Source organism: Dactylosporangium fulvum (assembly GCF_025137375.1).
GTDB lineage: Bacteria > Actinomycetota > Actinomycetes > Mycobacteriales > Micromonosporaceae > Dactylosporangium > Dactylosporangium fulvum.
Map to the genome: position 1 here is coordinate 1,616,708 of NZ_CP073720.1, position 16,854 is coordinate 1,633,561.

The window sequence follows — 16,854 nt, forward strand, 5'->3', positions numbered from 1 at the left end:
GGCGCTCTCCGTTGACCGGAGAGCGCCGGATCGGTCGATCTCAGAGCTGGGTCGCGATGCCCAGCAGAGCCGCGATGAACACGAACAGGCCGATCATCGTGGTCATGCAGCCGCCGCGGCCGGTGCCGCTCGGCTGGGCCGGCGGCGCGGGAGCGGTGGGAGGCTCGGGCGCGTCGGGGCCGTCGGGGCCGCCGGTCGACGGGGAGGCCGGGGTGCCGGCCGTCGGCGCGGAGCTCACCCCGGCAGAGGTGTCGGGCGCCGTGGAGTTGCCTTCGTCCGTCGGTTCCGGTGAGGCAGGGGTGGTGGAATCGGGCACTGGCGTTCCTTCCAGCTCATGCATTCCAGGAATGCGCCGAAGGCGCACCCGCAGATGGTAAGTGCCGGATCCGGAGGACGCGTACGTCGATGTCGCCGGGCGTGGCCGCCACCGAGTTTGACCTTGGTGGGTTTCCGTGGCCCTGGCCACGGATTTCGACCAAGGTCACTTTGGAACTGACCGCTAACGGCGGCCGGCGGGCGCGAGCGGCGGGCCAGCGGGCGAACGCGGGCAGCGCGGGCAACAGGCAGGGGCGAGTGGCGGGCCGGGGCAGCGCGGGCAGCAGTCAGGACGCGACCGGCGGCATCGTGGGCGGCAGACAGGCGTGGCGGGCACGAGCGGTGGGCGCGGCGGGCCGTGAGCCCGGGCGGTGCGGGCAACGGACAAGGGCGGGCAGCGGGCCGCGGCAGGAGCGGTCGAGGGCGGGCTGCGGGCAGGAGTGGGGGTGGGCGGGTGCGAGCGACAGGCAAGACGGGCCGCGGGGCGGGCGTGGGTGCGAGCTTTGGCCAGGACTCGCTTCACGGCGCCCGCCTTCGTGATCGCGAACTTATCGCGATCACGGGTCACGTCGAGCCGGGCCGAAGAGGCGGTGCGGGTAAGACGAGGAACGGCCGCAGAGAGCCCGGAATGAACGAGGCGTGGTGCGGAAACCGGCAAAGGGTTCGCACCACGCCTGAGGAACGCGCCTGAGGAAAAGGGGACTACAGGCCGGAGAGGCGTTGGCCCGCTCGAACCACCGCCATCGCGTGGCGGTCGCCAGGGCGGCGGCCCAGGCGCTCTATCGGGCCCGACACGCTGATCGCCGCGATCACCCGCCCCGTGCGGTCGCGGATCGGGGCCGAGACGCTTGCCACGCCCGGCTCGCGCTCGGCCACGCTCTGGGCCCAGCCGCGCCGGCGGACCTCGGCCAGCGTGCGGCCGGTGAACTTGCAGCGGGGCAGTAGCGGCATCACGGCCTCCGGGGGTTCCCACGCCAGGAGGACCTGGGCCGCGGAACCGGCCGTCATCGGCAGCACCGCGCCGATCGGCACTGTGTCACGCAGGCCGCTGGCGCGCTCCGCGGCCGCTACACACAGCCTTTCGTCCGCGCGTCGAAGGTACAACTGTGCACTCTCGCCCGTCGCGTCGCGCAGCGCGGTCAGCATCGGCTCCGCGGCGGTCAGCAACACGTCGGGCGCGGCGTTCGCGAGCTCGCCCAGACGCGGGCCCGGGCGCCAGCGCCCTTGTGCGTCTCGAACGAGTAAGCGGTGGATCTCCAGGGCCTGTGCGAGCCGGTGCGCCGTTGCCCGGGGAAGCTTGGTCCGGTCCACCAGTTCGGCAAGGCTGGCGCCGTCGACACAGGCGGCCAGGATGACCACCGCCTTGTCGAGCACGCCGACACCGCTCATACTGTGTCCCACAGACCGAAACATACCTCCCAAACTTTAGGATGTCCAGATGGTGGGAGACGCACAACAGACGCCACGCACGCTGGCAGAGAAGGTATGGGACGCACATGTCGTACGTTCCGCTGCCGGCGAGCCCGATCTGCTCTACATCGACCTGCACCTGGTGCACGAGGTCACCAGCCCGCAGGCGTTCGACGGCCTGCGCATGGCGGGCCGTCCGGTCCGCCGCCCCGATCTCACGATCGCGACCGAGGATCACAACACGCCGACCGACAACCTGCTGACGATCAGCGACCCGGTTTCCCGCACCCAGATCGAGACGCTGCGGAAGAACGCCGAGGAGTTCGGCATCCAGATCCACTCGCTCGGCGACGCGCAGCAGGGCGTGGTCCACGTCATGGGACCGCAGCTGGGCCTCAGTCAGCCCGGCATGACGATCGTCTGCGGCGACTCACACACCTCGACCCACGGTGCCTTCGGCGCGCTGGCGTTCGGCATCGGCACGAGTGAGGTCGAGCACGTCCTCGCGACCCAGACCCTGTCGCAGGCCCGCCCGAAGACCATGGCGGTCAACGTCGTCGGCGAGCTCGGCCCCGGCGTCACCGCCAAGGACCTCGTCCTGGCGCTCATCTCGCAGGTCGGCACCGGCGGCGGGCGCGGCCACGTGGTCGAGTACCGCGGGCCCGCCATCGAGAAGCTCTCGATGGAAGGCCGCATGACCATCTCCAACATGTCGATCGAGTGGGGTGCCAAGGCCGGCATGATCGCGCCGGACGAGACGACCTTCGCCTACATCGAGGGCCGGCAGTACGCGCCGAAGGGCGCCGAGTGGGACCGTGCCAAGGAGTACTGGCAGAGCCTGCGCACCGACGAGGGCGCCAAGTTCGACACCGAAGTGACGCTCGACGTCTCGCAGCTCACCCCGTTTGTCACCTGGGGCACCAACCCGGGACAGGGCGCGCCGCTGGGTGGCAATGTGCCACACCCCGAGGATTTCGCCGAGAGCGCCGAGCAGATCGCCGCCGAGAAGGCGTTGGAATACATGGCGCTGACGCCGGGCACGGCGCTGCGCGAGATCGCGGTCGACGTGGTCTTCCTCGGCTCGTGCACCAACGGCCGCCTCGAGGACCTGCGCGCCGCCGCCGAGGTGCTGCGCGGCCGGAAGGTCGCCGACAGCGTCCGGATGCTCGTGGTGCCCGGTTCGGCGTCCGTGCGGGCCGCCGCCGAGCAGGAGGGCCTGGACAAGGTCTTCACCGAGGCCGGTGCGGAGTGGCGGTTCGCCGGCTGCTCCATGTGTCTCGGCATGAACCCTGACACGCTCAAGCCGGGCGAGCGCTCGGCGTCGACGTCCAACCGCAACTTCGAGGGCCGGCAGGGCCGTGGCGGGCGCACGCACCTCGTGTCGCCGCCCGTCGCCGCCGCCACCGCCGTCGTGGGGCGGCTCGCGGCCCCCGCCGACCTGAACTGAGACCGGAACAGAGGGACACAGGACCATGGAGAAGTTCACCGTCCACACCGGCACAGCCGTCCCGCTGCGCCGTTCCAACGTGGACACCGACCAGATCATCCCGGCCGTCTACCTCAAGCGCGTCACCCGCACCGGGTTCGCCGACGGCCTGTTCAACGCGTGGCGGTCCGACCCGGCATTCGTCCTCAACAATCCGGTGTACGAGGGTGCGTCGATCCTCGTCGCCGGGCCGGAGTTCGGCACCGGCTCGTCCCGCGAGCACGCCGTCTGGGCCTTGCAGGACTACGGTTTCCGGGTCGTCGTCGCGCCGCGTTTCGGCGACATCTTCCGGGGAAACGCGCTCAAGGCCGGGCTCCTGCCCGTTGAGCTCGACCTGAAACTTGTCGAGATCCTGTGGGCCGCGATCGAGGCGGATCCGAAGCTGCCGGTAACGGTCGACCTCGAGGGTCGCCAGTTGCGCGCCGACGGCCACGAATGGGAGTTCCCGCTGGACGATTTCAGCCGTTGGCGCCTGCTGGAGGGGCTGGACGATATCGGTCTCACCCTTCGCCACGTGGACGCTATCGGCGCCTTCGAACAACGTCGTCCGGAGTGGACACCGGTCGTTCACTAGGCCCACGTTGGGCGTCTCGATGAGCCTTCGGTCAAATCCGTTGCTCCACAACGATTTCTTTTCCGTCATATGTTTGTATCCTGTGTGCGTTGGGATACCTTGCCCACAGGGACTTCATTTCTGGTACGGGAGGAAACGTGAACAAGGCCGAGCTCATCGAGGCGCTCAGCGCTCGCCTGGGCGACAAGAAGTCGGCAAACGCGGCGCTGGACGCGGTGCTGGCCGAGATCCAGAACGCCGTGACCAAGGGCGACAAGGTCGCCATCACGGGCTTCGGGGTCTTCGAGAAGCGCGTTCGTGGTGCGAGAACGGCCCGCAACCCGCGCACCGGCGAAGCGGTGAAGGTGAAGAAGACCTCGGTGCCCGCGTTCCGCGCCGGTGCCGGCTTCCGCGAGATGGTCGCCAGCGGCAAGGTGCCGAAGGTCGCCCCCGCGAAGAAGGCCGCCGCCAAGACCGCCGCCGCGAAGGCCACGACGGCCAAGGCCACGACGGCCAAGGCGACCGCGGTCAAGGCGACCACGGCGAAGGCCGCTCCGGCCAAGACCGTGAAGGCCGCTCCGGCCAAGGCCGCTGCCAAGGCGGCGCCGGCCAAGAAGGCCGCCGCCAAGACCACGCGTGCCGCTGCCGCGACCACGGCGCGCAAGACCGCCACCGCCACCACGGCCGCGAAGACCACGGCCGCGAAGAAGGCGCCGGCCAAGAAGGCCGCCGCCAAGTAACGCACAACATCCACTCACGCACGACAAAGGGCGGCACCGCGATCGCGGCGCCGCCCTTCTTTTCTGGAGAGCGTCCAGATAGGACGTCCGAAGTGGACCCTAGGGCTCCCGGGCGACGGTCAGCGGGACGAGCTTGTCCCGGCCCACGAGGCGGCCGTCGGCGAAGCTGAGGATCCAGCCGGCGCCCTTTCGGGTATGGAAGTTCACGTCGGTCCGGCGGGTCAGCTCGGTCAGCAGGGGCGGCATCAGCTTGCCCTGGCTGCACACCACCGTCACGCCGCCCTGCTTGGCCACCTCGACCAGCGCCGCCGCCGCGGTGTCCGGCGGCTGCTCCTCGTCGAAACGGGCGTCGAGATCCAGCGGCAGGCCCAGCGGCTCCACGGTCTGCCGGCACCGCAGGGGGGTGGCCGACACCACCCGCTCCGGCCGCAGCAGCGTCAGCAGCTCGCTCAAGGCCGTTGCGTCGCGTTCCCCGGTGGCGTCCAGCGGCCGGTCACCGTCCGGGCCGGACCACTCGCGCCGCTTGCCGGCCTTGGCGTGCCGGACCAACGCCACGACGGAGGTCACCCGCGGCAGGTCCAGGAACGCCCGGACGACCCCGCGGTCGTGGGCGTAGCTCAGCAGGCCCTGCACCTCGCCGACCGGCACCCACCGGGCCTCCTCGATCTCGTCGTCGGCCGGCCGGAACGTCCACGACTGCGAGCGCATCGACCAGAAGTCGACGTGCTTCTCCACGCCCGGCTCGCCGGTCAGGTACCGGATGGACGGCAGACGCACCTGCGGTACCGCCGAAACGAGGGTCTCCTCGTAGACCTCACGCACGGCGGCGGCCAGCGCGTGCTCGCCCGGGTCGAGCTTGCCCTTCGGCAACGACCAGTCGTGGTAACGGGGACGGTGGACCAGGACGATCTCGACGGCGCCGCCGGAGACGGTGCGCCACACCACGCCACCCGCCGCGTGGACGACCGCGTTCATTTCAGCCATGCGATGTTCTTTTCCTCCATCACGGCCGCCCACACAGCCGGGAACGTGTTCCGCGACCGGGTGACCGCGGCGCGTTCCCGCTCGAACAGCCGCCCGGCGGTGACGGCGAGGGTGTGGTCGTCGGGATCGGACTTGGCGATGTCCAGCCACGCGTCGGCGGCGATCGCGGCGTCCTGGTGCTCGCCGAGCACATTTTGCGCCTTGGCGATGGCCTTTGCCAGCAGTACCGCGTCCGCGCCCACGATCGGGGCGGCCGCGTCGGCGGCGTAGCGGGCGCGCTTGGCCCGCTTGCGGACCTCGTGCCACTCGTCGTCGGGCAGGTCCAGGGTGAGGCCGCCGGCCGCGGGAGCCGCACCGCCGCCGTAGGCCAGGCGCCGCCACGGCCTGCGCACGATGCCCGGCAGGACCTCCACGGCCCGTGCCGAGGCCAGCGGCGACAGATGCGGCGCCCGGGCCGCCTCGACCAGCGAGTCGAGCAGTGCGACGTACCGCGGCGCGTGCAGCGCCTCGTCCAGCGCCGTCAGCGCATCCTCGTGCCGCGCGGCGAGCTCCGCGTCGATCCGCTCCACCGCGGCGGCGTCGAGCGGCACGAGCGGGTCGCGCGCCGCGGTCTGCCGCAGCCGGGCCCGCAGCACCTCGATGTCCCGGGCGCCGCCGAGTGCGTCGGCGAGCCAGCTCAGCTCCGCCCGGAGCGTGGCGGTCCAGGACGGAACCAGCAGGGCCTGGAAGGTCTGGAGATCGCTGCGCAGCCGGCGGGTGCCGACCCGCATCTGGTGCACGGGGGTGTCGCCGCCGGGCAGCGTCTCGCGCAGCCTGGCGAACGGGTCGTGCCGGACGATGCGCGCCACGTCGCGGCGGATCGCCTCGGTCACCACGTCGCCGGCCCGGGCCTTGCGCCGCAGGGGCGCCGGCGGCGGCACCGCGGGATCGGCCAGCGGCCCGTCCGCCGTGAGCGCGCGCACGTGTTCCGGGACGAAGTCGGAGGCCGTCGCCCCGGCGGTCAGGAGCAGATCCTCCAGCCGGTCGAGGAGCCGGGGCGGCCCCGCACGCAGCTCCAGCGTGATCTCGCGGAACCGGTGGGCGACCTTCCGGCCGTCGAGCACGGTGACGACGTCGTCGGCGACCTCGGCGAGCACCGTGCCGTCCCGGTTCACGACGTCGTGGACGGTCCGCACGGTCCGCAGCACGGCGGCCGGCGCCAGGTCGGCACCGCGCCGATAGGCCGTCACGAGGTCGAGCAGGACCGGCGGGACGACGCCGGGGCGGGTGGCGGGTCGCGAGTGCTCGTGCCGCACCCCGGCGACCGACGACGGCAGGTGCACCGTCCAGGCTTTCGCGGCCGACTCGCCCTTGCGGTGCCGCAGCGAGACCCCGGCCCGCGCGAGCAACCGGTCGGCGGTGTCGTAGTAGGTCGCCTTCAACGTCACCGGGGGACGCACCGCGACTCTGGTCCCACCTTTGCCGGCGGCTCCGAGATCGGGCATCGTGAATTCCTCGGCGACCAGGTATCTGTGGTCTTCCTCCGGCATCCGGTCACCCTAGCGTCTGTTCCACGGCCGCGGCCCGGCCTCGGTCATGGAACAGACGCTACAGGCTGTCACTCCGCGCGGTCGACGATCCGGCGCAGCAAGGCCTCCTGCGGATTGCGGCCCGGGCGCCGGTGCCACTGGCCGTTGCCGGACAGTTCGAACGCCCCGGTGTCGTCGCTCATCATGAGCGTCAGCACGCGGTTGAGCTCCTCGGTCGAGGCCGGGTCGGTCACCTGCACCAGCGCCTCGACGCGGCGGTCGAGGTTGCGGTGCATGAGGTCGGCGGAGCCGATCCAGTACTGCGCCGCGGGGCCCCGGCCGAACCGGAACACCCGCGAGTGCTCCAGGAACCGGCCCAGCACCGAGCGGACACGGATGTTCTCCGACAGGTCCGGCACGCCCGGGCGCAGCGCGCAGATGCCGCGCACGATGAGGTCGACATGCACGCCCGCCTGGCTGGCCCGGTAGAGCGAGTCGATGACCTCCTCGTCGACCAACGAGTTGACCTTGATCTGCACCAGGCCGTCCGCGCCGAGTGCGATCTCGCGGTCGATCCGCTCGATGATGCCGCGGCGCACCCCGTGCGGCGCGACGAGCAGCCGCCGGTAGGAGGTCTGCCGGCTGTAGCCGGTGAGGACGTTGAACAGGTCGGTCAGGTCGGCGCCGACCTCCGGGTCGGCGGTGAGCAGCCCGTAGTCCTCGTAGAGCCGGGCCGTCTTCGGGTGGTAGTTGCCGGTGCCGACGTGGCAGTACCGCCGGATGTGGTTGCCCTCCTGCCGCACGACCAGTGCCGTCTTGGTGTGCGTCTTGAGGCCGACCAGGCCGTACACCACATGGCAGCCGGCCCGCTCCAGCGTCCTGGCCCAGCCGATGTTGGCCTTCTCGTCGAAGCGCGCCTTCACCTCGACGAGCACCACGACCTGCTTGCCCGCCTCGGCCGCGTCGACCAGCGCGTCGACGATCGGTGAGTCGCCGCTGGTGCGGTACAGGGTGAGCTTGATCGCCAGCACGTTGGGGTCGGCGGCGGCCTGCTCGATGAACCGCTGCACGCTCGTGGAAAACGAGTGGTACGGGTGGTGGACCAGGATGTCGTGGTCCCGCAGCCGGGCGAACACGCTGCGCGGCGTCTCACCCTCGGCGAAGTGCGGGTGCGTCGCCGGGACGAACGGCGGGTCCTTGAGGTCCGGCCGGTCGACGCCGTTGTAGATCTGCCACAGCGCGGTCAGGTCGAGCAGCCCGGGCACCCGCAGCACGTCGTGCGAGTCCATGTCGAGCTCGCGGACCAGCAGCTCCAGCACGTGGTCGGAGATCGACGCGGCCACCTCGAGCCGCACCGGCGGGCCGAACCGGCGCCGGGCCAGCTCCCGCTCCAGCGCCTGCAGCAGGTCCTCGTCGCGGTCCTCGTCGAGCTCCACCTCGGCGTTGCGGGTCACCCGGAACAGGTGGTGCTCGACCACCTGCATGCCGGAGAACAGCTGCCCGAGGTGCGCCGCGATCAGCTCCTCGACCGGCAGGAACCGCATCATCCGGGCGCCGTCGCGGGTGACCCGGTCGAGGGCGAAGAAGCGCGGCACGTTGTTGGGGACCTTGATCCGGGCGAAGAGCTCCGGGCCGCCGTCCTTCTCCCGCACCACCACGGCCAGGTTCAGGGAGAGGCCGGAGATGTACGGGAACGGGTGCGCCGGGTCGACCGCGAGCGGCGTCAGCACCGGGAAGATCTGCTCGCGGAACGACGCGCGCATCTTCTCCCGCTCGGCCGGGTCGAGCTCGTTCCACTTGACGATGTGGATGTGCTCCTCGGCCATCGCCGGCGCGATCTCCTCGGCGAAGACCCGCGACTGGCGGGCCATCAGCGCCGATGTGTGCTCCGCGATCTGTTCCAGCTGCTCCGTCGGCGGCAGGAACCCGGGCCGGCGCACCGGCAGGCCGGTCTGCAGGCGCCGCTTGAGGCCGGCGACGCGCACCATGTAGAACTCGTCGAGGTTGCTGGCGAAGATGGCCAGGAATTTGGCGCGCTCCAGCAGCGGCGTCGCCGAGTCCTCCGCGAGGGTCAGCACCCGCGCGTTGAAGTCGAGCCAGGACAGCTCGCGGTTGAGATACCGGTCCTCGGGGAGTGGTTTCTCCTCCGGTACGGGCAGTGCCTCCTCCACCGGCGCTGAGGGCTGCGGCACCGGCCGGTGCTCGGCAGCGGGCGCCGCTTCGGTCGTGGTGTCGGTCGATGTGCTGTCTTCCACCGTGATCTCGTTCACCGTGACCTCGCTCACCGTGGCTGAGTCCGGCGCCGCGGGCCTCGCGACCTTGGTGGCTCGCCGAGCCCGGGCCGGCGTTTTCGCACTGCCGGAACGCGTCGTCTTGGGCGGCGTGCTCGCCGGGTCGGACCGCTGGGTGGTGCTGCGCGGGCGGCTACGACCGGTCGGGCTCTCGTCCACCGGATCATCATGGCCTGTTTGTGCCGGTCTCAACATGAACTTCTCGCTGCTAGAGGGTCACGGGAGCGTCGGGAGCGTGACCTTGGTGACCGTGCCCACATCATCGTGGTCGAGCCGGACCCGCTGACCGAGCCGCAGGTGCCGCAGGCCGGAGGCGTCGAACGCCGCCGCCGGGAAGGACACCTCGACGCCGTCGTCAAGCAGCACCGTGCCGGTGCGGGTCGACTCGTCGAAGGTCGCCACCGTGCCCTGCATGCGATCACGCTACCGTGCAGATGACCTGTCCGGTATGCGTGCCGAGCCCCAGTCTTGCCGCAGCGTCCAAATCCGCCGCCGTGTCGACGTCCCGGCGCAGGCTGAGCCACCTGCCGTCCAGCCGGGCCGCACCCGAGCGCAGATGCGCCGCAGCCGAGCCGGGGCCGAAGTGCGGTGCCAGGGCCGCCCCCGACGGTGCCGTGAGCAGGACGGTGCCGGTGCCCTCCAGGTCGGACACGAACGCCCGCCCACCGGCCCGCACCGCCGCCGCCAGCGCCGACTCCAGGTCGGCGGGGCGCAGCGCGGGCAGGTCGGCGGTCAGCGCCACCACGGGGCCCTCGGCACCGCGGGCGCCGAAGGCGAAGGCCGCGTTGAGTCCGGCGGCCGGGGTGTCCGGCAGGCAGGTGGCGCCGAGCCGGGTCAGCTCGGCGCGGACGGCCGGGTCGTCGCAGACCACGACCACACCGGCGACCACCCCGCAGGCGAGCACCGCGGCGACCGTGTCCCGCGCCATCGCCAGGACCAGATCGGGGTGGACCGCCTCGGGAACGGCGCCGCGCAGCCGGGTCTTGGCGGCCGGCAGCGGTTTGACCGGCACCACCGCCACCCACGTCACCGGCGTGTCCGGAGCCGTCGACCGGCCGTGGCTGAGCATGACCCATCCTGACACGGCGGCGTCGCCGGTCGCAGTGGCATGATTCGCAGCAGAGCCATGAGGGGAGGGTGAGATGGCGCGCCGGAAGCTCGGCTTTTGGCGGCGTTTCGCCGTCATGACCGTGAAACCCATGATCAAGGTGCTGACCCGACGCGCCTGGGCGGGGATGGAGCACATCCCGGCCGAGGGCGGGGTGATCATTGTGGTCAACCACATCTCGCACGCCGACCCGCTCGCCGTCGCGCACTACATCTACGACGCCGGCCGGTGGCCGTCGTTCCTGGCCAAGTCGGGCCTCTTCGAGGTGCCGGTCCTCGGCTACCTGCTCAAGGCGGTGCACCAGATCCCGGTGCGCCGCGGCACCACCGACGCGGTCAAGGCGCTGGAAGCGGCCCGGGCCGGGATCCGCAACGGCGAGGCCGTCGTCATCTACCCGGAGGGGACCACCTCCCGCGAGCCCGACCTGTGGCCCATGCGCGGCAAGACCGGCGCGGCGCGGCTCTGGCTCGACACCCGCGCGCCGATGATTCCGGTGGTGATGTGGGGCCCGGAGCAGATCTTCGACCCGCGCACGAAGAAACTCGACCTGTTCCCGCGGAAGCTGATGCAGATCACCACCGGCGCGCCGATCGACCTGTCCGCCTGGGCGGACGCCCAGCCGAGCGCGCAGACCCTCACCGAGATCACCGACCACATCATGCTGCACCTGCGGGACATGCTCGTCGAACTGCGCGGCGGCACCCCGCCGCCGCTGTGGACCCCCAAACGCTCCAGCCGATCGTCGGAACGATCGTCGGAAGAAGAGCGGGCGGCATGAGCGGTCCGGAGCGCAGCGGAGGGCGCATGAGCGGTCCGGAGCGTAGCGGAGGGGCCGCTCATCATGGGTGCAGGAAGCACAGTTGGCCAATGGCTCACGGCGGCGCCGGAGCGAAGCGGAGGCGGTGGCGGTGGCGTGAGCATTCGTAGGGCAGCGGTACTCGGGTCGGGCTCGTGGGGCACGGCCTTCGCCAAGGCGCTCGCCGACGCCGGGACGCCCGAGGTCACCATCTGGGCGCGGCGGCCCGAGGTCGCCGCCGCGATGCGCGAGCGGCGCGTCAACCCCGACTACCTGCCGACGATGTGGCTGCCCGACGCGGTGACCGCCACCGGCGACGCCGCGGAGGCCATCGACGGCGCCGACCTCGTGGTGCTGGCCGTGCCGTCGCAGACGCTGCGGGACAACCTCGCCGGCTGGGCCGGCCTGATCGACCCCGACGCGACGCTGGCCAGCCTCATGAAGGGTATCGAGCTCGGCACGCTCAAGCGCATGAGCGAGGTCGTCGTCGAGGTCGCCGGCGTCGAGCCGGAGCGGGTCGCCGTGGTCACCGGGCCCAATCTCGCCCCGGAGATCGCCGCGGAGCAGGTCGCGGGCACCGTCGTCGCGTGCCGCGACATCCGCCGGGCCGAGCTGGTGCAGCGGGCGATCAGCACGCGCTACCTCAGGCCGTACACCAACGACGACGTGGTCGGCTGCGAGCTCGGCGGTGCCGTGAAGAACGTCATCGCCCTCGCCTACGGCATGGCCGTGGCGCTCGGGTTCGGCGACAACACCCGCGCGACACTGATCACCCGCGGCCTGGCCGAGACCGCCCGGCTCGGCGCGGCGCTCGGCGCCAACCCGATGACGTTCGCCGGCCTCGCGGGCCTGGGTGACCTGGTCGCCACGTGCTCGTCGCCGCTGTCGCGCAACCGCACCTTCGGCGAGCAGCTCGGCCGCGGCGAGACCCTCGAGCAGGCGCAGGCCGCGACCCGGCAGACCGCCGAGGGCGTCAAGAGCTGCCTGTCGATCCGCGACCTCGCCCGCAGCGTCGGCGTGGAGATGCCGATCACCGAGCAGGTCGAGCTGGTCTGCCACGAGAACCTCGACCCGCTGAAGGCCCTCGCCGCGCTCATGGCGCGCGAGACCAAGCCGGAGCGGCCGGGCGTGCCGTCGACCGGCCAGTAGGGTTGCCGCATGCCTCTCGGTGACGGCACGCGAGCCGTGCACGCCGGGCTGCCCGAGGCGGTGCCCGGCCAGCCGTTCCTGCCGGGCCCGGTGCTCGGCGCGCCCTACCACCTCGATCCGGTCGCCGGCCCGCTGCCGGGCGTGGACGGGTACGGGCGGACGGACAACCGCACGTACCGTGCCCTCGAAAGCGCGATCGGCGAGCTGGAGGGCGGCGAGTGTGTCGTCTTCTCCTCCGGCATGGCGGCCGTCACCGCGGTGCTGCTCACCACGCTGCGCAGCGGCGACACCGTGATCGTGCCCCAGGACGGGTACTACCTGACCCGCGCCTTCGCCGGCGAGCACCTGCCCGATCGCGGCGTGACGGTGGCGACGGCGCGGACCGCGGGGCCCTACCCGTCGTTCGACGGCGTGCGCCTGCTGCTGCTGGAGACCCCGTCGAACCCGGGACTCGACATCTGCGACGTCGCCGGGCTCGCCGCCGCCGTCCACGAGCGGGGCGGCCTCGTCGCCGTCGACAACACGACCCCGACCCCGCTCGGCCAGCGCCCGCTCGACCTCGGCGCCGACTTCTCGGTCGCCTCCGGCACCAAGGCGCTGACCGGCCACTCCGACCTGCTGATGGGCTATGTCTGCACCCGCGATCCGGAGCTGGCCGCCACGATCCGCACCTGGCGCAATCGCACGGGCGCCATCCCCGGCCCGTTCGAGGCGTGGTTGGCACACCGGTCGCTGGGCACCCTCGACCTGCGGCTGACCCGGCAGGCCGCCAACGCGGCGGCCGTGACCGAGCTGCTGGCCGGCCATCCGGCGGTGCGGTCCGTGCGCTGGCCCGGCCGCCCGCAGGACCCCGCCTACGGCCTGGCGCGCCGGCAGATGCGCCGGATCCCGGGTGTGGTGACGTTCACGCTCGCCGACAAGGCCGCCGTCGACCGCTTCTTCGCAGCCTCCGAGCTGATCTTCGCGGCCACCTCGTTCGGCGGCCTGCACACCTCCGCCGACCGGCGCGCGCAGTGGGGCGACGACACGCCGGAGGGCCTGGTGCGGTTCTCGTGCGGCGTCGAGGACACCGCGGATCTGGTCGCCGATCTGCGTCAGGCATTGGACGCAGCGCGGATTTGACTTGTTGGCTAGGGTCGGCGGCGTGGAGACGCCAGAGAAGACCCGGGTCGCCGTCGTGTTCGGCGGCGGCAGCACCGAGCACGCCATCAACAGCGTCGGCGCGGCCGACGTCCTGGCGGCGCTCGACGCCGACGACCAGTTCGAGATCGTGCCGATCGGCGTGACCGGGGAGGGGCGCTGGGTCCTGCCGGCCGGTCCGGCGGCGAGCTCCACCGACCTTGTGCCGGTCACCGGCGACATCACGGTCGTCGACGCGCGCGACGGGGTCGCCCGGCTCACCGGCATCGACGTCGTCTTCCCGGTGCTGCAGGGAGCCTTCGGCCACGAGGGCACCATCCAGGGCCTGCTGGAGATGGCCGACCTGCCCTACGTGGGCTCCGGCGTCTTCGCCTCGTCGGCCGCGCTCGACCACGACCACCTGCGCAAGCTGGCGGTGGCGGCCGGCCTGCCGGTCGCGCCCTACGTGGTGCTGCGCGCGGGCGCCTCCCTCGACGAGGCCGACCGTGCCCGGCTGCCGCTTCCGGTGGTCGTGCGGCCCGCGCGGGGCACCGGCGGGGAGACCGTCGTCGACGACTGGACGGACCTCGGCACCGCCGTCGCCGCCGCCCGTGCGGTCGACGGTAAGGTGGTCGTCGCGACCGTGCCGGCCGGGCGGCGGGTGACGGTCGGCGTGCTCGACACCGCCGGCGATCCCGAGCCCAGCGTCCCCGGCGAGCTCGCCGGGGACGACACCACGGCACCGGCCGAGCTGGACCGCGACGTGGAGCGGGCGGTGCGGGACCTGGCCGTCCAGGCGTTCGTGGCGCTGGACTGCGCCGGTCTGGCCCGCATCGACTTCACCGTGACTCCGGCGGGCGAGATCACGCTCGACCGGATCGACACGATGCCGGCGTTCGGGCCGGGCGCACCGTTCCCGTCGGTCTGGGCGGCGAGCGGGTTGCCGTACGACTCCCTCGTCTCGCGCCTGATCCGGGCGGCGGTGCGGCGGGGGACCGGCCTGCACTGACCTCCGCTCAGAGGTCCTTGCCGAACGAGCGGACGCCCTCGTAGCCCTTGTAGTGGCCGAAGTCCTCGATCCGGAGGTAGCCGGACCGCTCGTACAGGGCGATCGCCTCGGGCTGGGCGGTGCCGGTCTCCAGCCACATCCGCCGCCGCCCGGCCTGCCGCGCGTCGTTCTCCACGGCGACGAGCAGCGCCTTGGCCACGCCCCGGCCGCGGTGGGCGGGCACGACGTACATCCGCTTGAGTTCCGCCGCGTCCTCCTCCTCGGCCAGGGTCCGCCAGCCGGCGCAGCCGATCGGCTCGTGGTCGGGGTCGTAGGCGACCAGGAAGCCGCCCTCCGGCGGGTCGAACTCGCCGGGGAGGATCGGGGTGCTGTCGCCCTCGCCGCCGTATCGCTGGGCAAGCTCCGCCAGTGCGGCGGTCGTCAGGGTATTGACGACCCGCGAACCGTAACGGGTCAGCCGGATGTTGATCTCGCTCACGAGGGTAAAGGGTACGAGCCGGTTTGTGCCTTACCGCATCGGTGGTAGGCGATTACCTGAAGTGATCCCAGCCTGGGGCTCCGCCCGTGTACCGGCGCCCGTCGACCGTCACGCCGTCACCCGCTGTGAACGGACTGGCCGGTAGGACGGAACCGACGACGAGCCACTCGGCGGACAGCTCGGTGTCGGCCGGGAAGGTGGCGGCGAGCGCGTGGTCGTCGCCGCCGGCCAGGATCCAGCCGTAGGGATCCACGCCGAGCGCGGTCGCCGCGTCGCGCATCTGCTCCGGGACCGTGAACGCGTTGCGCCGCACGTCGATGCCGACGTCGCTGGCGGTCGCGATGTGCCCGAGGTCGGCGAGCAGCCCGTCCGAGATATCGATCATCGACGTTGCGCCGAGCCGTGCCGCCAGCGGGCCGAGGTGGTACGGCACCTCCGGGCGCCGGAACGCCTCCACCAGCAGCTTCGGCGAGCGGAAACCGCGCGACAGGATCGTGTATCCGGCCGCGGCGTGCCCGATCCGCCCCGCCACGGCGACGATGTCGCCCGGCTGCGCCCCCGTCCGGACCACCGGCTCGCGCCCCTCCAGGTCGCCGAGCGCGGTCACCGCGATCGTCAGCGTCGGGCTCGCCGAGGTGTCGCCCCCGACGACGACCGCGCCGGTCTTCGCCGCTTCCGCCGCGAGCCCGTCCGCGAGCTCCTCCGCCCAGGAGATCTGGAGATTGGCCGGTGCGCACAGGGCCACCAGCAGCGCGGTCGGCCGGCCGCCCATCGCGGCGATGTCCGCCAGGTTGGCGGCGGCGGCCCGGTGGCCGATGTCGCGGGCGCTGGACCAGTCCCGGCGGAAATGCCGGCCTTCGACCAGCACGTCGGTGCTGGCCACCACCCGGCGGTCGGGGGTCGCGACCAGCGCCGCGTCGTCCCCCGGGCCGAGCAGGACATAGGGCGACTCCGCCCCGAGCCGGGCCGTCACCCGCGAGATCAGCCCGAACTCCCCGGCGGTTGCTACGGTCACCCGTCCTCCAACTTGATGCTCGATTCTGTTGCCGAAGCTGCGTGTCGTGGCATGATCACGCACGGCGGTTGAATTGCTGATTCCCATGGTGCGGTAGGTTCACGCCTGATCAGCGCTCGTGCGGCGCAGGAAGGGGTCGTGTCGTGGTACAGGCATACATCCTGATCCAAACAGAGGTCGGCAAGGCACGTGATGTGGCATCGGCCATTCAGGACCTCGCGGGTGTGGTCCGGGTCGACGCTGTCACGGGTCCGTACGATGTAGTGGTGCTGACGGAGGCCCGCAGCGTCGACGAGCTGGGCAAACTGATTGTGAGCAAGGTCCAGATGGTGCCCGGCATCACCCGTACTCTCACCTGCTCGGTGGTGCACTTATAGATGTCTCCCGCGAAGATCGCGACCCTCACCGCGTTGCCCGTGGCGCTGGTGGCCGGCCTTGTCGTGTTCTGGGTGCTCGGCGGTTTCCCGCAGCAGCCGAAGCCGGCTTCGGTCTCGGCGGTGCGGGTCGAGGCCGCACCCCTCGACCCTGACACGGCCACGATCTGCCGTGCGCTGGTGGCGAAGCTGCCCTCGACGCTGGGCGGCCTCGACCGCCGTCCCGTCACGGCCGGCAACGAGCAGAACGCGGCGTTCGGCGACCCGGCGATCGTGCTGTCCTGTGGGACGACAAAACCGGCAATCCCGCAAAATGCCCAGCTTCTCGGCCTTTCCAACGTATGTTGGTTCCCGGAGGAGCACGGCGACCAGACCGTGTGGCAGACGGTGGATCGCAAGGTGCCGCTCCAGGTGGTGGTACCGAAGGCCGTCGACGGCTCGTGGGTCGTGAATCTCTCAGGCCCGATCACCGAGACCGTCCCCGCCGCCGACCCCGGTCCTGTGCACTGCTGACCCCCT

18 protein-coding genes are annotated in these 16,854 nt (G+C 71.9%); 9 read left to right on the forward strand and 9 right to left on the reverse strand.

The annotated features are described in order from the left end of the window. Positions 1–40: 40 nt before the first annotated feature. On the reverse strand, positions 41–316 hold the full coding sequence (locus tag Dfulv_RS07485; protein WP_259861911.1) for a hypothetical protein: 276 nt from the start codon (positions 314–316) through the stop codon (positions 41–43). 701 nt (positions 317–1,017) lie between these two features. Next, entirely contained in the window at positions 1,018–1,704 is a 687-nt protein-coding gene (locus Dfulv_RS07490; RefSeq protein ID WP_259861912.1) for an IclR family transcriptional regulator, read from the reverse strand. A 49-nt stretch (positions 1,705–1,753) separates the two neighbouring features. Here Dfulv_RS07490 and leuC point away from each other — a divergent pair, with 49 nt between their 5' ends. The 3 genes from leuC to Dfulv_RS07505 all read left to right on the forward strand — a co-directional run bounded on the left by leuC (position 1,754) and on the right by Dfulv_RS07505 (position 4,504). After that, positions 1,754–3,172, forward strand: a complete 1,419-nt coding sequence (gene leuC / locus Dfulv_RS07495; RefSeq protein WP_259861913.1) for a 3-isopropylmalate dehydratase large subunit — start codon at positions 1,754–1,756, stop codon at positions 3,170–3,172. A gap of 25 nt (positions 3,173–3,197) precedes the next feature. Beyond that, positions 3,198–3,785: a 3-isopropylmalate dehydratase small subunit gene (leuD, locus tag Dfulv_RS07500; protein WP_259861914.1), complete on the forward strand. Its 588-nt coding sequence runs from the start codon at positions 3,198–3,200 to the stop codon at positions 3,783–3,785. A 137-nt stretch (positions 3,786–3,922) separates the two neighbouring features. Continuing rightward, entirely contained in the window at positions 3,923–4,504 is a 582-nt protein-coding gene (locus tag Dfulv_RS07505; protein WP_259861915.1) for an HU family DNA-binding protein, read from the forward strand. Positions 4,505–4,603: 99 nt separating this feature from the next. On the opposite strand, the gene Dfulv_RS07510 is transcribed toward Dfulv_RS07505, so the two are convergent. The 5 genes from Dfulv_RS07510 to cofC form a co-directional block, all read right to left on the reverse strand. Continuing rightward, a complete protein-coding gene (locus tag Dfulv_RS07510; protein WP_259861916.1) occupies positions 4,604–5,488 on the reverse strand; it encodes an NUDIX hydrolase in 885 nt (294 codons plus the stop codon). After that, a complete protein-coding gene (locus Dfulv_RS07515) occupies positions 5,476–7,017 on the reverse strand; it encodes a CYTH and CHAD domain-containing protein (RefSeq protein WP_259861917.1) in 1,542 nt (513 codons plus the stop codon). Before Dfulv_RS07515 ends, Dfulv_RS07510 begins: the two co-directional genes overlap by 13 nt. Positions 7,018–7,085: 68 nt before the next feature. After that, positions 7,086–9,251: an RNA degradosome polyphosphate kinase gene (locus Dfulv_RS07520; RefSeq protein ID WP_406568003.1), complete on the reverse strand. Its 2,166-nt coding sequence runs from the start codon at positions 9,249–9,251 to the stop codon at positions 7,086–7,088. Between the two features lie 252 nt (positions 9,252–9,503). Continuing rightward, positions 9,504–9,701: a cold-shock protein gene (locus Dfulv_RS07525; RefSeq protein WP_259861919.1), complete on the reverse strand. Its 198-nt coding sequence runs from the start codon at positions 9,699–9,701 to the stop codon at positions 9,504–9,506. Between the two features lie 4 nt (positions 9,702–9,705). Further along, the gene (cofC, locus tag Dfulv_RS07530) at positions 9,706–10,356 is read right to left on the reverse strand and encodes a 2-phospho-L-lactate guanylyltransferase (RefSeq protein ID WP_259861920.1); all 651 of its coding nucleotides are present in this window, start codon (positions 10,354–10,356) and stop codon (positions 9,706–9,708) included. 73 nt (positions 10,357–10,429) lie between these two features. On the opposite strand from cofC, the gene Dfulv_RS07535 reads away from it, so the two are divergent. The 4 genes from Dfulv_RS07535 (at position 10,430) to Dfulv_RS07550 (ending at position 14,468) form a co-directional block, all read left to right on the forward strand. After that, positions 10,430–11,173: a lysophospholipid acyltransferase family protein gene (locus tag Dfulv_RS07535; protein ID WP_259861921.1), complete on the forward strand. Its 744-nt coding sequence runs from the start codon at positions 10,430–10,432 to the stop codon at positions 11,171–11,173. A gap of 141 nt (positions 11,174–11,314) precedes the next feature. Next, positions 11,315–12,340 (forward strand): NAD(P)H-dependent glycerol-3-phosphate dehydrogenase, encoded by a 1,026-nt coding sequence (locus Dfulv_RS07540; RefSeq protein WP_259867499.1) that lies wholly within the window; start codon positions 11,315–11,317, stop codon positions 12,338–12,340. A gap of 9 nt (positions 12,341–12,349) precedes the next feature. Next, on the forward strand, positions 12,350–13,462 hold the full coding sequence (locus Dfulv_RS07545) for a cystathionine gamma-lyase (RefSeq protein WP_259861923.1): 1,113 nt from the start codon (positions 12,350–12,352) through the stop codon (positions 13,460–13,462). Between the two features lie 22 nt (positions 13,463–13,484). Next, positions 13,485–14,468, forward strand: a complete 984-nt coding sequence (locus Dfulv_RS07550) for a D-alanine--D-alanine ligase (protein ID WP_259861924.1) — start codon at positions 13,485–13,487, stop codon at positions 14,466–14,468. A gap of 7 nt (positions 14,469–14,475) precedes the next feature. Here Dfulv_RS07550 and Dfulv_RS07555 read toward each other — a convergent pair whose 3' ends face one another. Then, a complete protein-coding gene (locus Dfulv_RS07555) occupies positions 14,476–14,946 on the reverse strand; it encodes a GNAT family N-acetyltransferase (protein WP_259861925.1) in 471 nt (156 codons plus the stop codon). Positions 14,947–14,998: 52 nt separating this feature from the next. Next, positions 14,999–15,961 carry a thiamine-phosphate kinase gene (locus Dfulv_RS07560; RefSeq protein ID WP_259861927.1) on the reverse strand — a complete coding sequence of 321 codons (963 nt, stop codon included), beginning with the start codon at positions 15,959–15,961 and terminating at the stop codon, positions 14,999–15,001. 143 nt (positions 15,962–16,104) lie between these two features. Here Dfulv_RS07560 and Dfulv_RS07565 point away from each other — a divergent pair, with 143 nt between their 5' ends. Further along, positions 16,105–16,338, forward strand: coding sequence for an Lrp/AsnC ligand binding domain-containing protein (locus Dfulv_RS07565; RefSeq protein WP_259861928.1), 234 nt, complete (start codon positions 16,105–16,107; stop codon positions 16,336–16,338). Then, positions 16,339–16,848: a DUF3515 domain-containing protein gene (locus Dfulv_RS07570; RefSeq protein ID WP_259861929.1), complete on the forward strand. Its 510-nt coding sequence runs from the start codon at positions 16,339–16,341 to the stop codon at positions 16,846–16,848. It abuts the gene before it with no gap. The last annotated feature ends 6 nt before the right edge of the window (positions 16,849–16,854 follow it).